Source organism: Pseudomonas sp. PONIH3, assembly GCF_002934345.1.
GTDB classification, from domain to species: Bacteria; Pseudomonadota; Gammaproteobacteria; order Pseudomonadales; family Pseudomonadaceae; genus Aquipseudomonas; species Aquipseudomonas soli.
This window is the reverse complement of record NZ_CP026386.1, coordinates 1,296,731-1,312,209: the sequence shown is the minus strand read 5'-3', so window position 1 is coordinate 1,312,209 and position 15,479 is coordinate 1,296,731. Positions and strand designations below refer to the sequence as shown.

Sequence of the window (15,479 nt, the reverse complement as noted above, 5' to 3'; positions counted from 1 at the left end):
GAAAGGCTCGCATGGCTTTCGATGCGCGGGCCGGCCAAAGGTTTTACTGGGCTGGGCGGGAAGTTTCCACGCTCAGTACTTCGGTAAAGATGGCTTCGACGGTCTGGTCGACCTTGAGGTTTTTCATGCGTGCCTGCAGCTCGGGATTCTCGACCTTGACCACCTGCAGTTTGCCTTCGGGCGGCAGCAGGGTGACTTCATGCGTGTTGAGGTCGATCTTCTTGATCTGCGAGGTGACCTTGACCTGGCGGAAAGCCTCGCCACCAGGGTTTGGGTTGGCCGCGGTGGCGCGGATGGTGCCCGATTCCTCGGAGGCCTTGGGCGCGCCGCCGACATTGGTGTTCAGGACATAGGCGATGGCACGGGTGACTTTGATGTCGACCTGGTCGCCGACCTTGAGGTTGGGCAGAGCCTTGGCCTGTTCGGTGAGCTGGAAGGTCACGTCCTTGTCGTGGGGGCCCTTGACCGTGACTTGGCGGTTGGGCAGGTCGATCTTGGTCACTTCGGTGGTGATATGGCTTTCCAGCGCCTCGCTGGCGATGGGCAGTTCGGCTGCGTGGGCGCTGAGGCTGGCGGCGGACACTAATGAGGCGAAAGCGACAGCGCGTGCGAAGTAGCGGGTTGGCGTCATTGGCCTGTCTTCCTTGTGGTCGATACCAGGGTGGGGTTGCGAGGTGAAGCATAGTCATTGGCTTGCGATGTGCACGCTACCCAGTGTCACGTTCCTGGCAATCGCTTTGAACGGCCGGACTCCACCCTGGGTCGCACCTGAAAAAGCAGCCGTCGCTGCTGCTGCCTGAACCCACCGTGAGGCCTTGATCATGAGCGATTGCGAACCCCTGGCAGCATTGCTGCCCATCCAACTGACCGTCAATGGCCAGCATCACCTGTTGCAACTGCCGCCCTGGCTGACTTTGCTCGACCTGTTGCGTGACCAGCTCGACCTGGTGGGCACCCGCAAAGGTTGCGACCACGGCCAATGCGGGGCGTGCACGGTGTTGCGCAATGGTCGGCGGGTCAATGCCTGTCTGACCCTGGCTGTCATGTGCGACGGTGATACGTTGACCACCATCGAAGGTGTGGCCCAAGGGGGCACGCTGCACCCGTTGCAGCAGGCTTTCATTCGCCATGATGCTTTCCAGTGCGGCTACTGCACGCCAGGGCAGATCTGTTCGGCGCTGGGCCTGGCGAGTGAGGGCAGGGCGCATACGCGTGATGAGATTCGTGAGGGCATGAGCGGCAATTTGTGCCGCTGCGGCGCCTACTCCAACATCACCGCAGCGGTGGAGGAAGCGTTGCCGCTGATGAATGGGCAGGGAGGTTGCAGGCCATGACGCCTTTCACCTACGCCAAACCCTCCAGCATCGACCAGGCTGTGCAGCTCGCAGGGCCGGGCGCACGTTTTATCGCCGGTGGCACCAACCTGCTCGATCTGATGAAAGAGAATGTCGCCCGCCCCGCTCAGTTGATCGACATCAATGACCTGCCGCTGCGTGATATTTCCCCCACTCCTGACGGTGGGCTGCGCATCGGCGCGTTGGTCAGCAATGCCGAGCTGGCCTGGAACCCGCTCGTTGAACAGGGCTATCCGTTGCTCGCCCAGGCGATCCTGGCCGGTGCCTCCCCGCAGTTGCGCAACATGGCCAGCACTGGCGGCAATCTGCTGCAGCGCACCCGCTGCCTCTACTTCTACGACACGGCGACACCGTGCAACAAACGGGCACCTGGCAGCGGTTGCCCGGCTCGTGACGGTCTCAACCGCAATCATGCGATTCTGGGCGCCAGCCCTCTGTGCGTGGCGGTTCATCCATCGGATATGTGCGTCGCCCTGGCCGCCCTTGAGGCCCGGGTGATCGTCCGCGGACGGAGTGGCGAGCGATGCGTGGCCTTTGCCGATTTTCACCGGCTACCTGGGGATACGCCGGAACGTGACAATACCCTGGCCGACGATGAGTTGATCCTGGCCATCGAGCTCCCGGCGCCGCGTTTCGCCGCGTACAGCCATTACCTGAAGGTCCGGGATCGCGCCTCCTATGCCTTTGCGCTGGTGTCCGTGGCCGCGGCGCTGGAGCTCGACGGCAGCGCCATCCGTACACTGCACGTGGCGCTGGGAGGGGTGGCCCATAAGCCCTGGCGCGATGCCGCGCTCGAGCGACAGGTCGTTGGCCAGCCGGCCACCGCAGACACCTATACCCATTTCGCCGACTCACTGTTGCGTGCTGCCCGGCCCTTGCCAGGCAACGTCTTCAAGGTTCGCCTTGCGCGCAACGCCATCGTCCGCGCCCTGATCCAGGCCCAACGAGGGAAATGCCAATGAACCTGCCACAACCTTCAAACGGCCAACCTCTGGACCGCATCGACGGGCCCGCCAAGGTAACAGGGACGGCGCGCTATGCGGGCGAATATCCCGCGCCTGGCCTGCTGCATGGCAGCGTGGTCGGCAGCCCGATTGCGCGCGGTAGCGTGCGGGCCATCGACTGTTCTGCGGCGCTGGCAGTACCGGGCGTGATCGCCGTGCTGCATCACCAGAACCGTCCACCCATGGCCGGCGACGACGCGCCCTACCAGGACGCCGATGCTGCCGATGGCCAGCCGTTTCGCCCCCTGTTCAACGACCAGGTGCTGTACAGCGGTCAGCCGCTGGCGCTGGTCGTCGCGCAAACACTGGAACTGGCCAGGTACGCTGGCACCCTGGTGCGGATCGAGATCGATGAACAGCCCCACCAGACCGATTTGCTCTGCGCTTTCGACCAGGCTCATGATGCGCCGGTTGAGTTGCCCAAGCCCCGTGGCGATTTCGCCTCGGCATATGCCCAGGCGCCGTTCAAGGTCGATGCCACCTACAGCACTCCGGTGGAGCACCACAACCCCATGGAGCCGCATGCCTCGACGGTGATCTACCAAGACGATGGTAGCCTGCTGGTGCATGACAAGACCCAGGGCACGCAAAACAGCCAGGACTACCTGGTACAGGTGTTCAACTTGCCCAAGGACCGTGTACGGGTACGCGCCGCCTACGTCGGCGGTGCGTTCGGTTCCGGCCTCCGACCGCAGTACCAGCTGGTGCTGGCGACGATGGCCGCGCTGAACCTCAAGCGGTCGGTCAGGGTCAGCCTGACCCGTCAGCAGATGTTCACCTTTGGCTACCGGCCCCGGACCGTGCAGCGCCTGCGCCTGGCCGCCGATGCCCAGGGCCGGTTGCAGGCGATCCATCATGAGGCCATTGCCCAGACTTCACGCTTCGAGGATTTCACCGAGCACGTGGTGGAGTGGAGCGGCATGCTCTATCGCTGCGACAACGTGGCTATGGCCTACAAGCTGGTGCCGCTGGATGTCTACACGCCGCTGGACATGCGCGCCCCCGGAGCCGCGCTGGGCTTGATCGGCCTGGAGTGCGCCATGGATGAACTGGCGCGGCAAGTCGGTATGGATCCGCTGGCCTTGCGCCGGGTCAATTTCACCGACATCAATGGCAACGAGGGCAAGCCCTATTCCAGCAAGGCGCTGCTGGCTTGCTACGACCAGGGTGCCGCCGTTTTCGGTTGGCACAGGCGCGAAGCCCGGCCGCGCTGCCGCTGCGAGGGCCATGAGCTGATTGGCTGGGGGATGGCTGGCGGCGCCTGGGAGGCGATGCAGATGAAAGCCAGTGCGCGGGCCCGACTCGACAGTGAAGGCCACCTGTGGGTGGGCAGCGCGACGACCGATATCGGGACGGGCACCTACACCGTGATGACGCAGATCGCTGCCGATGCTGCCTCTATGGCGGTGTCGGACGTGACCTTCGAACTGGGCGACAGCGCGCTGCCGACCGCGCCGTTGCAAGGGGGCTCGTTCACCGTGTCCTCGGTCGGCTCGGCGGTGCGCCAGGTGTGCCAACTGCTGCGCGGGGCCTTGGTCAAGGCGGCCAAGGCGCAGTATCCGGCGCTGGCTGGCGAAGCGCCGGAACGCTTCGTGGTGCGCGAGGGCAAGCTGTGGGTCGGTGACAGCGGCTACGCCCTGGACACGATCCTGCAGGGGCATGCGCTGGAGGTGAAGGTGGACGCCGAGCCGTCCGCGCGTCGCCAGGGTTTCGCCACTGCCACCCATTCAGCGGTGTTCGTCGAGGTGCGGGTGGACGAGGCGCTGGGCACGGTAAGGGTAACGCGCGTGGTCAGCGCCATTGCCGCTGGGCGGGTAATCAACCCCAAGACTGCCCGCAGCCAGATTCTTGGTGGAGTGGTCTGGGGGCTGGGCATGGCCTTGCAAGAACATACCCAGACCGACCATGGCCTCGGGCGCTTCATGAACCACAACCTGGCGGAGTATCACATGCCGGTGAACGCCGATATCGGTGACATCGAGGTTATCTTCGTTGACGAGCCGGACGACATCGTCAATGAACTGGGCTCCAAGGGTGTGGGCGAGATCGGCATCATTGGTGTCGCTGCAGCGGTAGCCAATGCCGTGCAGCACGCCACGGGCCGGCGCATGCGCGACTTCCCGCTGACCGTGGACAAGCTGCTGGCCGATTAAGCCATCGGCAGTTGCCACGCCTTGGCAGTGGAAACGCTGACAGTGCGTGGCAGGTCGACCGCATTCTTGGCGGCCAGGACCTCGGCCATCACGCTCACCGCGATTTCTGCTGGGGTCTTGCTGCCGATGTAGATGCCGATGGGGCCATGCAGGCGCTCAAGGGACTGTTCGGTTTCGCCGAAGTGCTCGATCAATCGCTCGCGGCGCAGTTGGCTGTTGCGCCGCGAACCGATGGCGCCGATATAGAACGCCGGGCTGTGCAGGGCCTCGAGCAGCGCCAGGTCGTCGAGCTTGGGGTCGTGGCTGACGGCAATGATGCAGGTGCGCAGGTCTGCGTTGAAGGCGCGCACCGCATCGTCCGGCATGCCCTTGAGGTGCTCGACACCGGCCACCGCCCAGGTCGCCATGTGTTCGGGGCGAGGGTCGCACACCGCCACGCGAAAACCGTTGAACAAGGCCATGGTCGCCAGGTATTCGGCCAGCGCGCCGGCGCCGATCAGCAGCATGCGGTAGCCGGGGCCGAGGGTGTTGATCATGTGTCGGCCATCGAAGCTGAACTGCTCGGGGGTGGCAGTGGCGGCCAGGCTCACCGCGCCACTGTGCAGGGTCAGTTGGCGGCGCATCAGCCGGCCCTGGTCGAGGTGATCCAGCAGTTGCTGCAGGGGCAGCTCGGCCGGTTCGAATTCCAGGATCAGTTCCAGGGTGCCACCGCAGGGCAGGCCGAAGCGGTGGGCCTCGTCGGCGCTGACGCCATAGCGGATCACCTCGGGCCTGCCCAGGGGCAGGCCGGGGCCGCCATGGGCGGTGGTGTAGCGATGGATCAGGTCGTCCTCGATGCAGCCGCCGGACACGCTGCCGACCACCCGGCCATCGTTGCGCAGGGCCATCATCGAGCCGACCGGGCGAGGGGAGGAGCCCCAGGTGCGGGCGACAGTGGCGAGCAGCACGCGGTGCCCGGCCTGGAGCCAGTCTTGGGTGGTACGCAGGACCAGCAGGTCGATGCTTTCCATGGTGTCCTCGGTTGTCTGTGGCCCACGCTGAGAATGTTGTATCAGCGCATATGCAGGATGATCGGGCTACTGCTGGCAGGGTCGGTATGCCCGCGCAGCTCGCCCACCGCCTTGGCCTGTACCGCGCCACCCTGATTGCCCCAGGCACTGCGGGCGAAACTCAGCACCTCGGCGATCTCCCGGTCCGACAGCTGCTCACGGAACGCCGGCATGCGGTAGGCGTCCGGCAGCCCCGCGGCGACGATGCGCTGCGAGCCGTTGAGGGTGATGTTGATCGCCGAGGCATTCTCTGCGGCCAGCATCGAGGTGGCTCCCGCCAGCGGCGGCATCCACTCGGCCTGGCCCTTGCCATCGGCGCCATGGCAGCTGGCGCAACGGGTCGCGTAGGTGTGCGCGCCGGGCGCATCAGGCGCTGCGGCCGTCGCCTGGTACTGCCAGGGCGCACCATCACGCCGAGGTTCACCGGGCAATGCCTTGAGGTAGCGGGCGATCGCGCTCAGGTCGTCGTCGCTCATGAACTGCGTGGAGTTGTTGAACGCCTCGGTCATCGAACCGTACACCACTGCATGGCGATTGCGCCCGGTCTTGAGGAACTGCACGATCTCGGCTTCGCTCCAGCGCCCGAGCCCGGTGTTGTGGTCCTGGCGCAGGCTCGGCGCGTACCAGCCATCGAGCAGGGCCCCGGCGAGGAACGGCGCGCCGCTTTCGTCCAGGGCTTTCTCGTTGAAGGCCAGGCCCCGAGGCGTATGGCAACTGCCGCAGTGGCCGGGGCCCTGGACGATGTAGGCGCCGCGATTCCACAGCGGATCCTGGTCGGGTTTCTGCGCATAGGCGGTGGTCGGCGCGAAGAGGCCGTTCCACAGGGCTATGGGCCAGCGCAGGTTCAATGGCCAGGGAATGCTGCTGGGAATATTGGCTTCGGCTGCCGGTTGCACGCCCTTCATGAAGAACGCATAGAGCGCCCGCACATCGTCGTCGCTGAGCTTGGCATAGGACGGGTAGGGCATGGCCGGGTATAGCCGTCGACCTCCTGGCGCGACACCCTGGCGCACGGCGCGGTCGAAGTCGGCCAGGCTGTAGGCGCCGATGCCGTGCTCGCGGTCCGCGGTGATGTTGGTGGCATGGATCGCCCCCAGCGGCGTGGCCATTTCCAGGCCTCCGGCAAAGGGCGCCTTGCCCGGCAGGCTGTGGCAGGCCACGCAGTCGCTGAGGCGGGCGACGTATTCACCGCGGCTGACCAGGGCGGCGTTGGCGCTGTCCGAGGCGCTGAAGGGCGTGGCAGGCTCGCGGGTGACGTACCAGGCCAGCAGGCCTGCCGCGACCAGGCACGGCAAGGCCAGCCAGCCTGCGGTTCTTGCGAATCGGCTGTTGTTCATGGGCTGTCCTTGTCGTGTCAGCTGAAGGTATGGCGGCTCAGGGGCATGCTGCGCACGCGCTGGCCGGTGAGCTGCGCCACGGCGTTGGCCACCGCAGGCGCCACCGCCGGCAGCGGCGGTTCACCGATGCCGCCCATCTTTGCCCCGCTCTCGACGATGCGCACATGCACCCGGGCCATGCGCGACGGCGGCAGCACCGGGTAGAGGTCGTAGTTGCGCGCCCGTGGCATGCCGTTCAGCCACACCGATTCTTCCAGCAGCACCTGGGACAGACCCAGGGATACCGCGCCGTTGACCTGGGCCTCGATGATCGCCGGGTTGACGATGCTGCCCGGGTCGATGGCCTGCCAGATGTCGTGCACCTTGACCTGGCCGCCCTCCAGCGACACTTCGGCGATGACCGCCGCCTCCGAGCCGAACGGCGAGGCCATGGCCACGCCACGGGCGCGCTTGCTGCCGTCCTCGGCGGTGAACGGGCCGCGCTTCCAGCCGCCGGACAGCTCGCCCACCGCCTGCAGCAGGGTGGTCAGGCGCGGGTTGTCCCGCAGCAGTTGCAGGCGCAGCTCGAAGGGATCGTGGCCGCCCTTGTCGGCCAGCTCGTCGAGGAACGACTCGTAGAAGAAGTCGTTCAGCGAATTGCCCACCGAGCGCCAGTAGCCGAGCATGGCCGGGCCTTTGACATAGATCTGCGCGATGCGCTTGTTGGCGATGGCGTAGGCCTTGCCCGACAGCCCTTCGAGGGCGGTGGGGTCTACCGTGTCGCCCTGCTTGCCGGCAATGGCTTCAGTCGGGCCTTCGGTGGCGCTGATCGCCTCGATGGCCACCGGCAGGCCTTTTTCGTCCAGCGCGGCGCGGAACTTGACCACAGCCATGGGGCGCATGGCATCGCGCAGGAACTCCTCCTCGCGGCTCCAGATCAGTTTCACCGGCCTGCCGACCGCCTTGGCCAGGGCGATGGCCTGCGGGTAGGGGTTGGCCGAGTCGTACAGGAAGTGCCGACCGAAGAAACCGCCGAGCAGTGGCGAATGCAGGGTGATCCGCGCCGGGTCCAGGCCGGTGCGCTTGGCGATGTCGTCGCGGAACATGTCCTGGGCCTGGTTGGGCAGCCACACTTCCAGCGAGCCGTCGGGGTTGAAACGGGCGGTGGCGGAGGGCGGTTCCAACTGCGCGTGGTTGAGGAACTGGTTGTGGTAGGTGGCTTCGACCTTGGTCTTGGCCGCGGCCAGGGCGCCGGCGACATCGCCGTGGTTTTCCTCGTCGCGGCTTGGCCCGGTCTGGGCGGCCAGGTGTTCGCGCCAGCCATCGCTGGAGAAATCGGCAGGCATAGGCCGCACCTGGCTGTCGGCTGCCACTTCCTTCCAGTCCACCTGCAGCGCTTCCACCGCACGCTTGGCGTGCCACCAGCGTTCGGCGACCACGGCGACCGCACCGGGCAGTTGATGCACCGAGTGCACGCCCTTCATCGCCTTGACCTGTTCCTCGTTGCGCAGGTTGCCTACGGTCATGCCCAGGCGCGGGGCATGCTGCACGGCGGCGTGGAGCATGCCGTCGACCTTGACGTCGATGCTGTAGACGGCCTTGCCGGTGGACTTGTCGTAGGCGTCGAGGCGCTGCACCGGCTTGCCGATCCAGCGGAACTGGCTGGGGTCGCGCAGCTTGACGCTGGCAGGGTCAGGCACAGGCAGGTCCATGGCCTTGGCGGCCAGTTCGCCGTAGCCCAGCGCACGGCCCGAGGCCGCGTGCACCACCTTGCCAGGCTCGGTGCTCAGTTCACCCACTGGCACCCCCAGCTGCTCGGCGCCGGCCTGCAGCAGCATGGCGCGGGCCAGGGCGCCGAGGCGGCGCATGGTCGGGTAGCTCATGCGCACCGACATGCTGCCGCCGGTGATGCGCAGGCCGTTCTCCATCACCACGTAGGCCTCGCCCGCCGGCGCGCTTTCGACCACGAAGGTGGCCGGGTCGGCGTCCAGTTCTTCGCCGATGATCTGCGCCATGGCCGTGTTGACGCCTTGCCCGCCCTCCATGAACGGGCTGAGCAGGTGCACGCTGCCGTCGGGGCGGATTTCCAGTAAGGCTGGCACCTGGGTGCCGCGCTCGGTGTTCGCGGTGGCGGCCTGCACCCGCGCCGAGCCCAGCGGCAGGCCGAAGCCCAGCACCAGGGCGCCGATGGCGCTGCCGGCAAGAAAACGCCGGCGCGACAGGTTGACCGTTTCGCCGCTACGCAGCCGTGCCAGGTCGTCGGGGGTGTCGATACGCGCGTTCATCAGGCGTTCTCCCCTTGGGCCAGTTCGTGCACGGCGGCATGGATGGCGTTGTAGGTGCCGCAACGGCACAGGTTGACCATGGCCGCGTCGATCTGTTCGGTGCTGGGCTTGGGGGTGTGCTTGAGCAGCGCGGTGGCCGCCATCACCTGGCCGGACTGGCAGTAGCCGCACTGGGCCACCTGGTGCTCGACCCAGGCGGCGACCACGCGCTTGCCCACGGCGTCGGCTTCGATGGCCTCGATGGTGGTGACTTCACGACCGACCACGCCGGCCACCGGGGTGACGCAGGCGCGCACCACATTGCCGTCCACCAGCACCGAGCAGGCGCCGCATTGGGCCAGGCCGCAACCGTACTTGGTGCCGGTCAGGCCCAGGTCGTCGCGGATCACCCAGAGCAAGGGCGTGTCGGCGTCAGCCTCGACCTGGTAGGTCTGCTGGTTGATTCTTAGTTCCATGGGCTCACCTGCTGATCATCGGTTCTGGAAGCGGGGAATACGCTGTTCCCCAATCCAGAAACGCTAGCACATGGCCCCGTTGCGCAATCGATGCACCCCGCAGGTTCAGAGGATCAGGCAAGCAATCCGGCGGAATGCGCAAGCCTCCTCAATCGATGCGTGGGTGCTGCTGGGCCAGGGTCTTGCGCTTGGCCTCCAGCTCGGCGATCTGCGCGTCGATGTCCTCGATCTTCTGTTCGATGTTGTCGTGGTGCTCCTGCAAAAGTTCGCGGGCTTCGTCGATATCCGAGGCGGCCGGGGCGGCGCCGCGCAACGGACGGTTGGCGGTCTCCTTCATGGTCAGGCCGGTGAGCAGGCCGATCACGGCGATCACCATCAGGTAATAGGCCGGCATGTACAGGTTGTCGGTGGTTTCCACCAGCCAGGCGGCGAGGGTCGGGGTCAGGCCGGCGATCAGCACCGAGATGTTGAAGGCGCTGGCCAGGGCGCTGTAGCGGATATGCGTGGGGAACATCGCCGGCAGGGTCGAGGCCATCACGCCGATGAAGAAGTTCAGCAGCACGGCGAGGATCAACAGGCCGGCGAAGATCACCGCCAGCTTGCCGCTGGTGATCAGCATGAACGCCGGGATCGCCAGGGCGAACAGGCCGACGCTGCCGATGATGATGAATGGCTTGCGCCCCCATTTGTCGCTGAGCAGGCCGATGATCGGCTGCACGAACAGCATGCCGACCATGATCGCGATGATGATCAGCACGCCGTGGTCTTCGCTGTAGTGCAGGTTGTGCGAGAGGTAGCTGGGCATGTAGGTGAGCAGCATGTAGTAGGTGACGTTGGTGGCGATCACCACGCCGATGCAGGTCAGCAGGCTGCGCCAGTGCTGGGTCGCCACCTCCTTGAACGAAACTTTCGGGCCGCTGGCCAGGCCTTCGCGGTCACCTTGCTCGAGTTTTTCGACGTGTTGCTGGAAGGCCGGGGTTTCTTCCAGCGCGTGGCGCAGGTACAGGCCGATCAGGCCCAGCGGCAGGGCCAGGAAGAACGGCAGGCGCCAGCCCCATTCGAGGAACTGTTCCTCGCCGAGGAGCGTCGAGATCAGCACCACCACGCCAGCGCCGAGGACGAAGCCGGCGATCGAGCCGAAGTCCAGCCAGCTGCCGAGGAAGCCGCGCTTGCGGTCCGGGGCGTACTCGGCGACGAAGATCGAGGCCCCGGTGTATTCACCGCCCACCGAGAAGCCCTGGGCCATCTTCGCCAGCAACAGCAGGATCGGCGCCCAGATGCCGATGCTGGCGTAGGAGGGGATCAGGCCGATGGCGAAGGTGCTCAGGGACATGATCACGATGGTCGCGGCCAGCACTTTCTGGCGCCCGTAGCGGTCGCCCAGGGCGCCGAAGAACAGCCCGCCCAGCGGGCGGATCAGGAAGGGCACGGAGAAGGTGGCCAGCGCCGCGATCATCTGCACGCCGGGGCTGGCGTTGGGGAAGAACACCTTGCCCAGGGCATAGGCGACGAAGCCGTAGACGCCAAAGTCGAACCATTCCATCGCGTTGCCCAGCGCGGCGGCGGTGATGGCCTTGCGCATCTTGGCGTCGTCGACGATGGTGATGTCCTTCAGGCCGATGGGCTTGACGGGTTTTCTGCGTGATTTCATGGGCCGTTGTCCTTGAAGGCTTGGGGGCATGGCCATGGTTTGGCCAGCCTTGTACCTAGGGTCAGATACAACGGCGCGCTAAATAATTCCCTGCTGGATCATTTGTGTGAGGCACGGATGGCTCTGACGCGGGGCAAGCCCGCTTCTACATAGGCCATCGGGCAAGCGATCAGAGCGTGCGTGACATCAGCCAGTGCTGCTGCCCCCAGGCCTCGAAGGGTTCCAGCGGCACCCAGCCACGCTTGGCGTAGTAGGCGCTCTGGTCGTGGGTGTGCAGGTAGAGCGTGGAGACCCCGCTGCTGCGTGCATGGTCGCAGATGCCTGCGATCAGTTGCTCCGCCAGGCCTTGCCCTCGTGCTTGCGGGGTGACGAACACGCAGGCCAGCCACGGACCAAGGTCGCCGCGCCCGGGCAGGTCGTCGCTGGCCAGGGCGGCGCTGCCCAGCAGGCGGTCGCCGTCGAGGGCGACCAGGCATCGCCATTGGCCGTTGCGCTGGCCCTCGGCGAACTCGCGTTGCCAGTCGCTAAGCGGCACGTCCGCGTACTCGTAGTGGAACTGTTGGTGCAGCCACTGGGCGAGGGTATCGCTGTGGGCCATGTGGTGTTCAAGCCAGTCCAGGCGGGGCATGACGATGTCCTTTTCAGGGGCAGGGAGGCCGCAGGTGGCTGCTGGCCTTTGCGCGAAGCATACACCTCGGGGCGTGAATCATAAGGGTGATGGCATTTTGATTTTCAGGGGGCGCAGCCGCTATCCTTGCGCCTGCATTTATCAAGGAAGAACCATGCGTCTGTCGTCCTGCTTCAAATCGGTTGTCGCCCTGTCACTTGCCGGCCTGCTCGGCGCCTGCTCCAACTACCACTACAAGGAATACCAGGGCGACTGGGCGCCGGAAACGATGGCGCCCCATGATCTGTCCGGTAACCAGGCCGACGCACCGGTCGTGTACTTCGCCACTGTCCGTTACCGAGCCTTGGGCGTGCCGTTCCATCGGCTACTGCTGGCCACCCATGTCGATGACCAGTTGCTCGAAGGGGCCGGGCGCCGGTCGATTCTCGATATTGCAGGCAAGCAGGCGCTGCGCCTGACGCCGGGCAAGCACTCGCTGAGTTGGTGCTGGGCCTCGATGAATGCGCTGGGAACCGGTGGCGGCAAATGCGGTTTCACCGCGCGTGACGTCGAGTTTCGTGCAGGCAAGCGCTACATCGTCGACTTTGATACGGTTGATGCCATCAATGGCCCACCTGGGCGAGAGACGATGACCATCACTATTACCTCCGAGATTCGCGACCTCGATACCCAGGAGGTGGTCTACCCGCCCAAGGGTAGCGAAGCGTTGACCAAGCGCATGGGCGGTTGAGGATTTGCTCTGATGCAGACTTACTGGCCACTGTTCTGGCCCAATAGCAGCAAGGTCGATCACAGCGCGCCGCAGGTGCGTCTCGATGCGCTGTTGCCGGTCGTAGGGACGGTCACGCTTGCCTATTTCGAGCGTCATGAGCGCATTCAGATTGATGAAACCGTACGGCTCATCTGGTGCCCAAGTGTTTCTGATCTCAATGGCTGGAGTGAGCAACCTTCTGAAATCGCCTTCAGCCATGTGCTGCAGGCCAGGGTGGTCGCACTGGATGCTGCTCCTGAATCGACAATCAACGCTGCGCATTTCGGTTTGCGTGGGCACATGCTTGAGGTTTTGTCCCTCGAGCGATTGCTACCGGCCTTGCGTGGGTGGGCAAACGGTACCGGGGCATGGTCGTTGCCTCAAGCAGCAGCCGGGGATGGCAGTCTGCAGCTCTGGGCAGAACTGAACTGGTGCGGTCGGGCAGAGGTAGCAGGGTACATTTATCTTGTCGGTAATACGCGGGCCGAGTCGCATCTTGAACTGATTTTAGAACGTGATGGCGATAATCTAGTCGGCTTGTTTCACGTACAGCGAAATCCCGCCGGGACCTTTTTCGATTTCGGCGCGACGTATTCTACCGAATTAGAACGTTGCTTGCTCGAGCGGGTGCTGAATAGCGCGCAGCCCTTGTGTGATACTCATCCCCTTTATCTGCTCGAATAACCCGGGGCACAGAACACTTGATCAGTGACGCGATGTTTGGTTTTTAATCGATGTTCGCCAGGTTTTCCTTCTGCCCGCAAACCGGGAAGTTGAACCAGCAGGCCGCGTACGACTAAAGTCCGGTGTCTCCCGCTCGTGTCTAGAAGTACCGTTGGCTCAAACAGTCGGCAAGTTTGATTGTTGGACAATCTAGCGCGTCAGTCCCTCTAGCCTCTGCAATACGGGGTGTCGGGTGACCAGGTGGTCATGCGAGGCTTCGGGTGGTAATTGCCAGTCATTAACTTTTCCGTGAGCGTTCCAGTGAATAACGCTCAACTTTCTAAAGTTATTGCACGTGTGCCGATAACTCTCGGTAACCGTGCCGGGAAGTTCCAAGTGCTGCGATTCTCGCTGTGCCTTTGCCTGCGAATGGGTGTTGTATGTCGTACCTGTCTGCTATTGATTGCCGTCGCGTATCGCTGTGTGTCGTACTGGCTTGCCTGTCCCTGGGCAACGTGCGTGCCGAGACGTTCGTGCCCGGCCAGGAAGTGTTGCGCCAACAGCAACAGCAACAACAGGACCTGCAGCAACTGCAACTGGAACAACGCCGCCGCCAATTGCAGCGCGGTGCGTTCACAGGGCCCGATACTTCCGCGCAGGTCCCCCAGGCCGCGGCCCCGGACACGCACTGCTGGCCGCTGGCCGGAGTGCGGGTGGGCGGCGTCACCCTGATCGACCGTGCCGCCCTCGATGCGCGCATCGACCCGCTGGTGGCGGCGTGCATGGGCGTGGGGCAGATCAACCAGCTGCTGGCGAGTATCACCGCGCTCTATCTGGAAAAGGGCTATATCGCCAGCCGACCGTATCTGACCAGCGCCCCGGCGGCCGGGCAGTCGCTGGACATCCTGGTGGACGAAGGCTACCTGGAGGCCATCGAACTGGCCGACCAGCGCCTGCCGGTGTCCCTGGCCGGGGCCTTCCCCGGCATGCTCGGCGAGCCGCTGAACCTGCGTGACCTGGAGCAGGGCCTGGACCAGCTCAACCGCCTGCGCTCGGTCGACCTGACCGCCGACATCGCCCCCGGCAGCCAGCCGGGCGCCTCGCGGATCATCCTGCGCCCGCGCAGCGCCGGCCAGCCACGGGTGGCCGTGGGCCTGGGCCTGGACAACCTCGGCAGCGCCAGCACCGGGCGCGACCGTCGCGTGCTCAGCCTGGGCCTGGACAACCCGCTGGCACTCAACGACCTGCTCAGCCTGTCGGCCAGCGATACCCTCAACCAGGGCGACCGTTACAGCCGCAACGCCAGCCTGTACTACGCGATCCCCTATGGATACTGGACCTTCAGCCTGTTCGCCAGCCATGCCGAGTACCGCTCGCCGGTCAAGCTCAGCAGGCTGACCCTGCATAGCCGCGGCATCACCGACCAGCTCAGCCTGCGCGGCGAGCGCGTGCTGTGGCGCGACCAGCGCCATCAACTGAGCGCCAGCCTGCAACTGGCGCACAAGGATGTCGACAGCGAGTTCGCCAAGGTGCGCCTGGACGTGCAGAGCCCGACACTGACCGTGGCCGAGGCCGGGCTCAACCTGTTCTGGCTCGACCGCGCGGTGTGGAACCTGGACCTCAACTACGCCCAGGGGCTGCACTGGTTCGGGGCCGACGATGACGCCGATCGCCCGGTGCCCGACCTGCCCAGGGCGCAGTTCCACAAGTACCGCGCCGGGCTCAGCCAGTGGCGCAATGGCCAGCTGCTGGGTCAGGCCTGGCAGTGGCAGAGCCAGCTCAACCTGCAGTACAGCCCCGACCCGCTGCCGGCCATCGAGCAGTTGCTCGGCACCGACGATTCGGCCGTGCGCGGCTACCGCATCAGCAGCCTGTCCGGCGCCAGTGGGGCGGTATGGCGCAACACCCTGCGCCTGCCGTTGCGGGCGCAGGGGCCGTTGAGCGTCACGCCACGGCTGGGCCTGGACCACGGCTGGATCAAGGCCGACTACGGCGCCGCCAGCCAGCGCCTGAGCGGCGCGAGCCTGGGCGTGAACCTGGGCTGGAAGGCGCTGCAGCTGGACATCGACTACCAGCGCAGCCTCAACACTCCCCGCGGTTACCAGCGCGAGCCCGAAGTCTGGCTGTTGCGGGCCGCCGTGCAGATTTGAGCGCACCGATTCAGCAGTA

At 65.4% G+C, this 15,479-nt stretch carries 13 protein-coding genes; 6 read left to right on the top strand and 7 right to left on the bottom strand.

The genetic code is table 11. The features are described from left to right. Positions 1 to 43: 43 nt before the first annotated feature. On the bottom strand, positions 44 to 631 hold the full coding sequence (locus C3F42_RS05990; protein ID WP_023629409.1) for a hypothetical protein: 588 nt from the start codon (positions 629 to 631) through the stop codon (positions 44 to 46). A 190-nt stretch (positions 632 to 821) separates the two neighbouring features. Here C3F42_RS05990 and C3F42_RS05985 point away from each other — a divergent pair, with 190 nt between their 5' ends. The 3 genes from C3F42_RS05985 to C3F42_RS05975 are packed head-to-tail and all read left to right on the top strand — an operon-like array spanning position 822 to position 4,512. Further along, on the top strand, positions 822 to 1,334 hold the full coding sequence (locus C3F42_RS05985) for a (2Fe-2S)-binding protein (RefSeq protein ID WP_023629408.1): 513 nt from the start codon (positions 822 to 824) through the stop codon (positions 1,332 to 1,334). After that, positions 1,331 to 2,317, top strand: a complete 987-nt coding sequence (locus C3F42_RS05980) for a xanthine dehydrogenase family protein subunit M (RefSeq protein ID WP_038705792.1) — start codon at positions 1,331 to 1,333, stop codon at positions 2,315 to 2,317. Before C3F42_RS05985 ends, C3F42_RS05980 begins: the two co-directional genes overlap by 4 nt. Continuing rightward, the gene (locus tag C3F42_RS05975) at positions 2,314 to 4,512 is read left to right on the top strand and encodes a xanthine dehydrogenase family protein molybdopterin-binding subunit (protein WP_094010489.1); all 2,199 of its coding nucleotides are present in this window, start codon (positions 2,314 to 2,316) and stop codon (positions 4,510 to 4,512) included. The genes C3F42_RS05980 and C3F42_RS05975 overlap by 4 nt, the downstream gene beginning before the upstream one ends. Here C3F42_RS05975 and C3F42_RS05970 read toward each other — a convergent pair. From C3F42_RS05970 to C3F42_RS05945, 6 genes are all read right to left on the bottom strand, one after another. After that, positions 4,509 to 5,522 (bottom strand): XdhC family protein, encoded by a 1,014-nt coding sequence (locus C3F42_RS05970; RefSeq protein WP_094010488.1) that lies wholly within the window; start codon positions 5,520 to 5,522, stop codon positions 4,509 to 4,511. The two genes, C3F42_RS05975 and C3F42_RS05970, sit on opposite strands and share 4 nt — an antisense overlap. A gap of 41 nt (positions 5,523 to 5,563) precedes the next feature. Next, the gene (locus tag C3F42_RS05965) at positions 5,564 to 6,898 is read right to left on the bottom strand and encodes a cytochrome c (RefSeq protein ID WP_104444171.1); all 1,335 of its coding nucleotides are present in this window, start codon (positions 6,896 to 6,898) and stop codon (positions 5,564 to 5,566) included. 17 nt (positions 6,899 to 6,915) lie between these two features. After that, positions 6,916 to 9,162, bottom strand: a complete 2,247-nt coding sequence (locus C3F42_RS05960) for a molybdopterin cofactor-binding domain-containing protein (protein WP_104444170.1) — start codon at positions 9,160 to 9,162, stop codon at positions 6,916 to 6,918. Continuing rightward, positions 9,162 to 9,617 carry a (2Fe-2S)-binding protein gene (locus tag C3F42_RS05955; RefSeq protein WP_023631311.1) on the bottom strand — a complete coding sequence of 152 codons (456 nt, stop codon included), beginning with the start codon at positions 9,615 to 9,617 and terminating at the stop codon, positions 9,162 to 9,164. Before C3F42_RS05955 ends, C3F42_RS05960 begins: the two co-directional genes overlap by 1 nt. Positions 9,618 to 9,765: 148 nt before the next feature. Next, positions 9,766 to 11,268: a glycine betaine/L-proline transporter ProP gene (gene proP, locus C3F42_RS05950; RefSeq protein WP_023631310.1), complete on the bottom strand. Its 1,503-nt coding sequence runs from the start codon at positions 11,266 to 11,268 to the stop codon at positions 9,766 to 9,768. A 169-nt stretch (positions 11,269 to 11,437) separates the two neighbouring features. Next, complete coding sequence (locus C3F42_RS05945) at positions 11,438 to 11,896, bottom strand: GNAT family N-acetyltransferase (protein ID WP_094010485.1); 459 nt, start codon at positions 11,894 to 11,896, stop codon at positions 11,438 to 11,440. A 154-nt stretch (positions 11,897 to 12,050) separates the two neighbouring features. Between C3F42_RS05945 and C3F42_RS05940 the strand changes: the two genes are divergently transcribed. The 3 genes from C3F42_RS05940 (at position 12,051) to C3F42_RS05930 (ending at position 15,460) form a co-directional block, all read left to right on the top strand. Continuing rightward, on the top strand, positions 12,051 to 12,626 hold the full coding sequence (locus C3F42_RS05940) for a hypothetical protein (protein WP_094010484.1): 576 nt from the start codon (positions 12,051 to 12,053) through the stop codon (positions 12,624 to 12,626). Positions 12,627 to 12,638: 12 nt separating this feature from the next. Continuing rightward, the gene (locus C3F42_RS05935) at positions 12,639 to 13,331 is read left to right on the top strand and encodes a hypothetical protein (protein WP_104444169.1); all 693 of its coding nucleotides are present in this window, start codon (positions 12,639 to 12,641) and stop codon (positions 13,329 to 13,331) included. 419 nt (positions 13,332 to 13,750) lie between these two features. Then, positions 13,751 to 15,460: a ShlB/FhaC/HecB family hemolysin secretion/activation protein gene (locus C3F42_RS05930; protein WP_094010482.1), complete on the top strand. Its 1,710-nt coding sequence runs from the start codon at positions 13,751 to 13,753 to the stop codon at positions 15,458 to 15,460. Positions 15,461 to 15,479 lie beyond the last annotated feature (19 nt).

What these genes read in the sequence shown, in the direction of transcription:
- C3F42_RS05970 (WP_094010488.1), bottom strand. Translation starts at nt 5,522, where the DNA reads ATGGAAAGCATCGACCTGCTGGTCCTGCGTACCACCCAAGACTGGCTC.
- C3F42_RS05940 (WP_094010484.1), top strand. Translation starts at nt 12,051, where the DNA reads ATGCGTCTGTCGTCCTGCTTCAAATCGGTTGTCGCCCTGTCACTTGCC.
- proP (WP_023631310.1), bottom strand. Translation starts at nt 11,268, where the DNA reads ATGAAATCACGCAGAAAACCCGTCAAGCCCATCGGCCTGAAGGACATC.
- C3F42_RS05945 (WP_094010485.1), bottom strand. Translation starts at nt 11,896, where the DNA reads ATGCCCCGCCTGGACTGGCTTGAACACCACATGGCCCACAGCGATACC.
- C3F42_RS05960 (WP_104444170.1), bottom strand. Translation starts at nt 9,162, where the DNA reads ATGAACGCGCGTATCGACACCCCCGACGACCTGGCACGGCTGCGTAGC.
- C3F42_RS05985 (WP_023629408.1), top strand. Translation starts at nt 822, where the DNA reads ATGAGCGATTGCGAACCCCTGGCAGCATTGCTGCCCATCCAACTGACC.
- C3F42_RS05955 (WP_023631311.1), bottom strand. Translation starts at nt 9,617, where the DNA reads ATGGAACTAAGAATCAACCAGCAGACCTACCAGGTCGAGGCTGACGCC.
- C3F42_RS05930 (WP_094010482.1), top strand. Translation starts at nt 13,751, where the DNA reads ATGTCGTACCTGTCTGCTATTGATTGCCGTCGCGTATCGCTGTGTGTC.
- C3F42_RS05990 (WP_023629409.1), bottom strand. Translation starts at nt 631, where the DNA reads ATGACGCCAACCCGCTACTTCGCACGCGCTGTCGCTTTCGCCTCATTA.
- C3F42_RS05935 (WP_104444169.1), top strand. Translation starts at nt 12,639, where the DNA reads ATGCAGACTTACTGGCCACTGTTCTGGCCCAATAGCAGCAAGGTCGAT.
- C3F42_RS05975 (WP_094010489.1), top strand. Translation starts at nt 2,314, where the DNA reads ATGAACCTGCCACAACCTTCAAACGGCCAACCTCTGGACCGCATCGAC.
- C3F42_RS05980 (WP_038705792.1), top strand. Translation starts at nt 1,331, where the DNA reads ATGACGCCTTTCACCTACGCCAAACCCTCCAGCATCGACCAGGCTGTG.
- C3F42_RS05965 (WP_104444171.1), bottom strand. Translation starts at nt 6,898, where the DNA reads ATGAACAACAGCCGATTCGCAAGAACCGCAGGCTGGCTGGCCTTGCCG.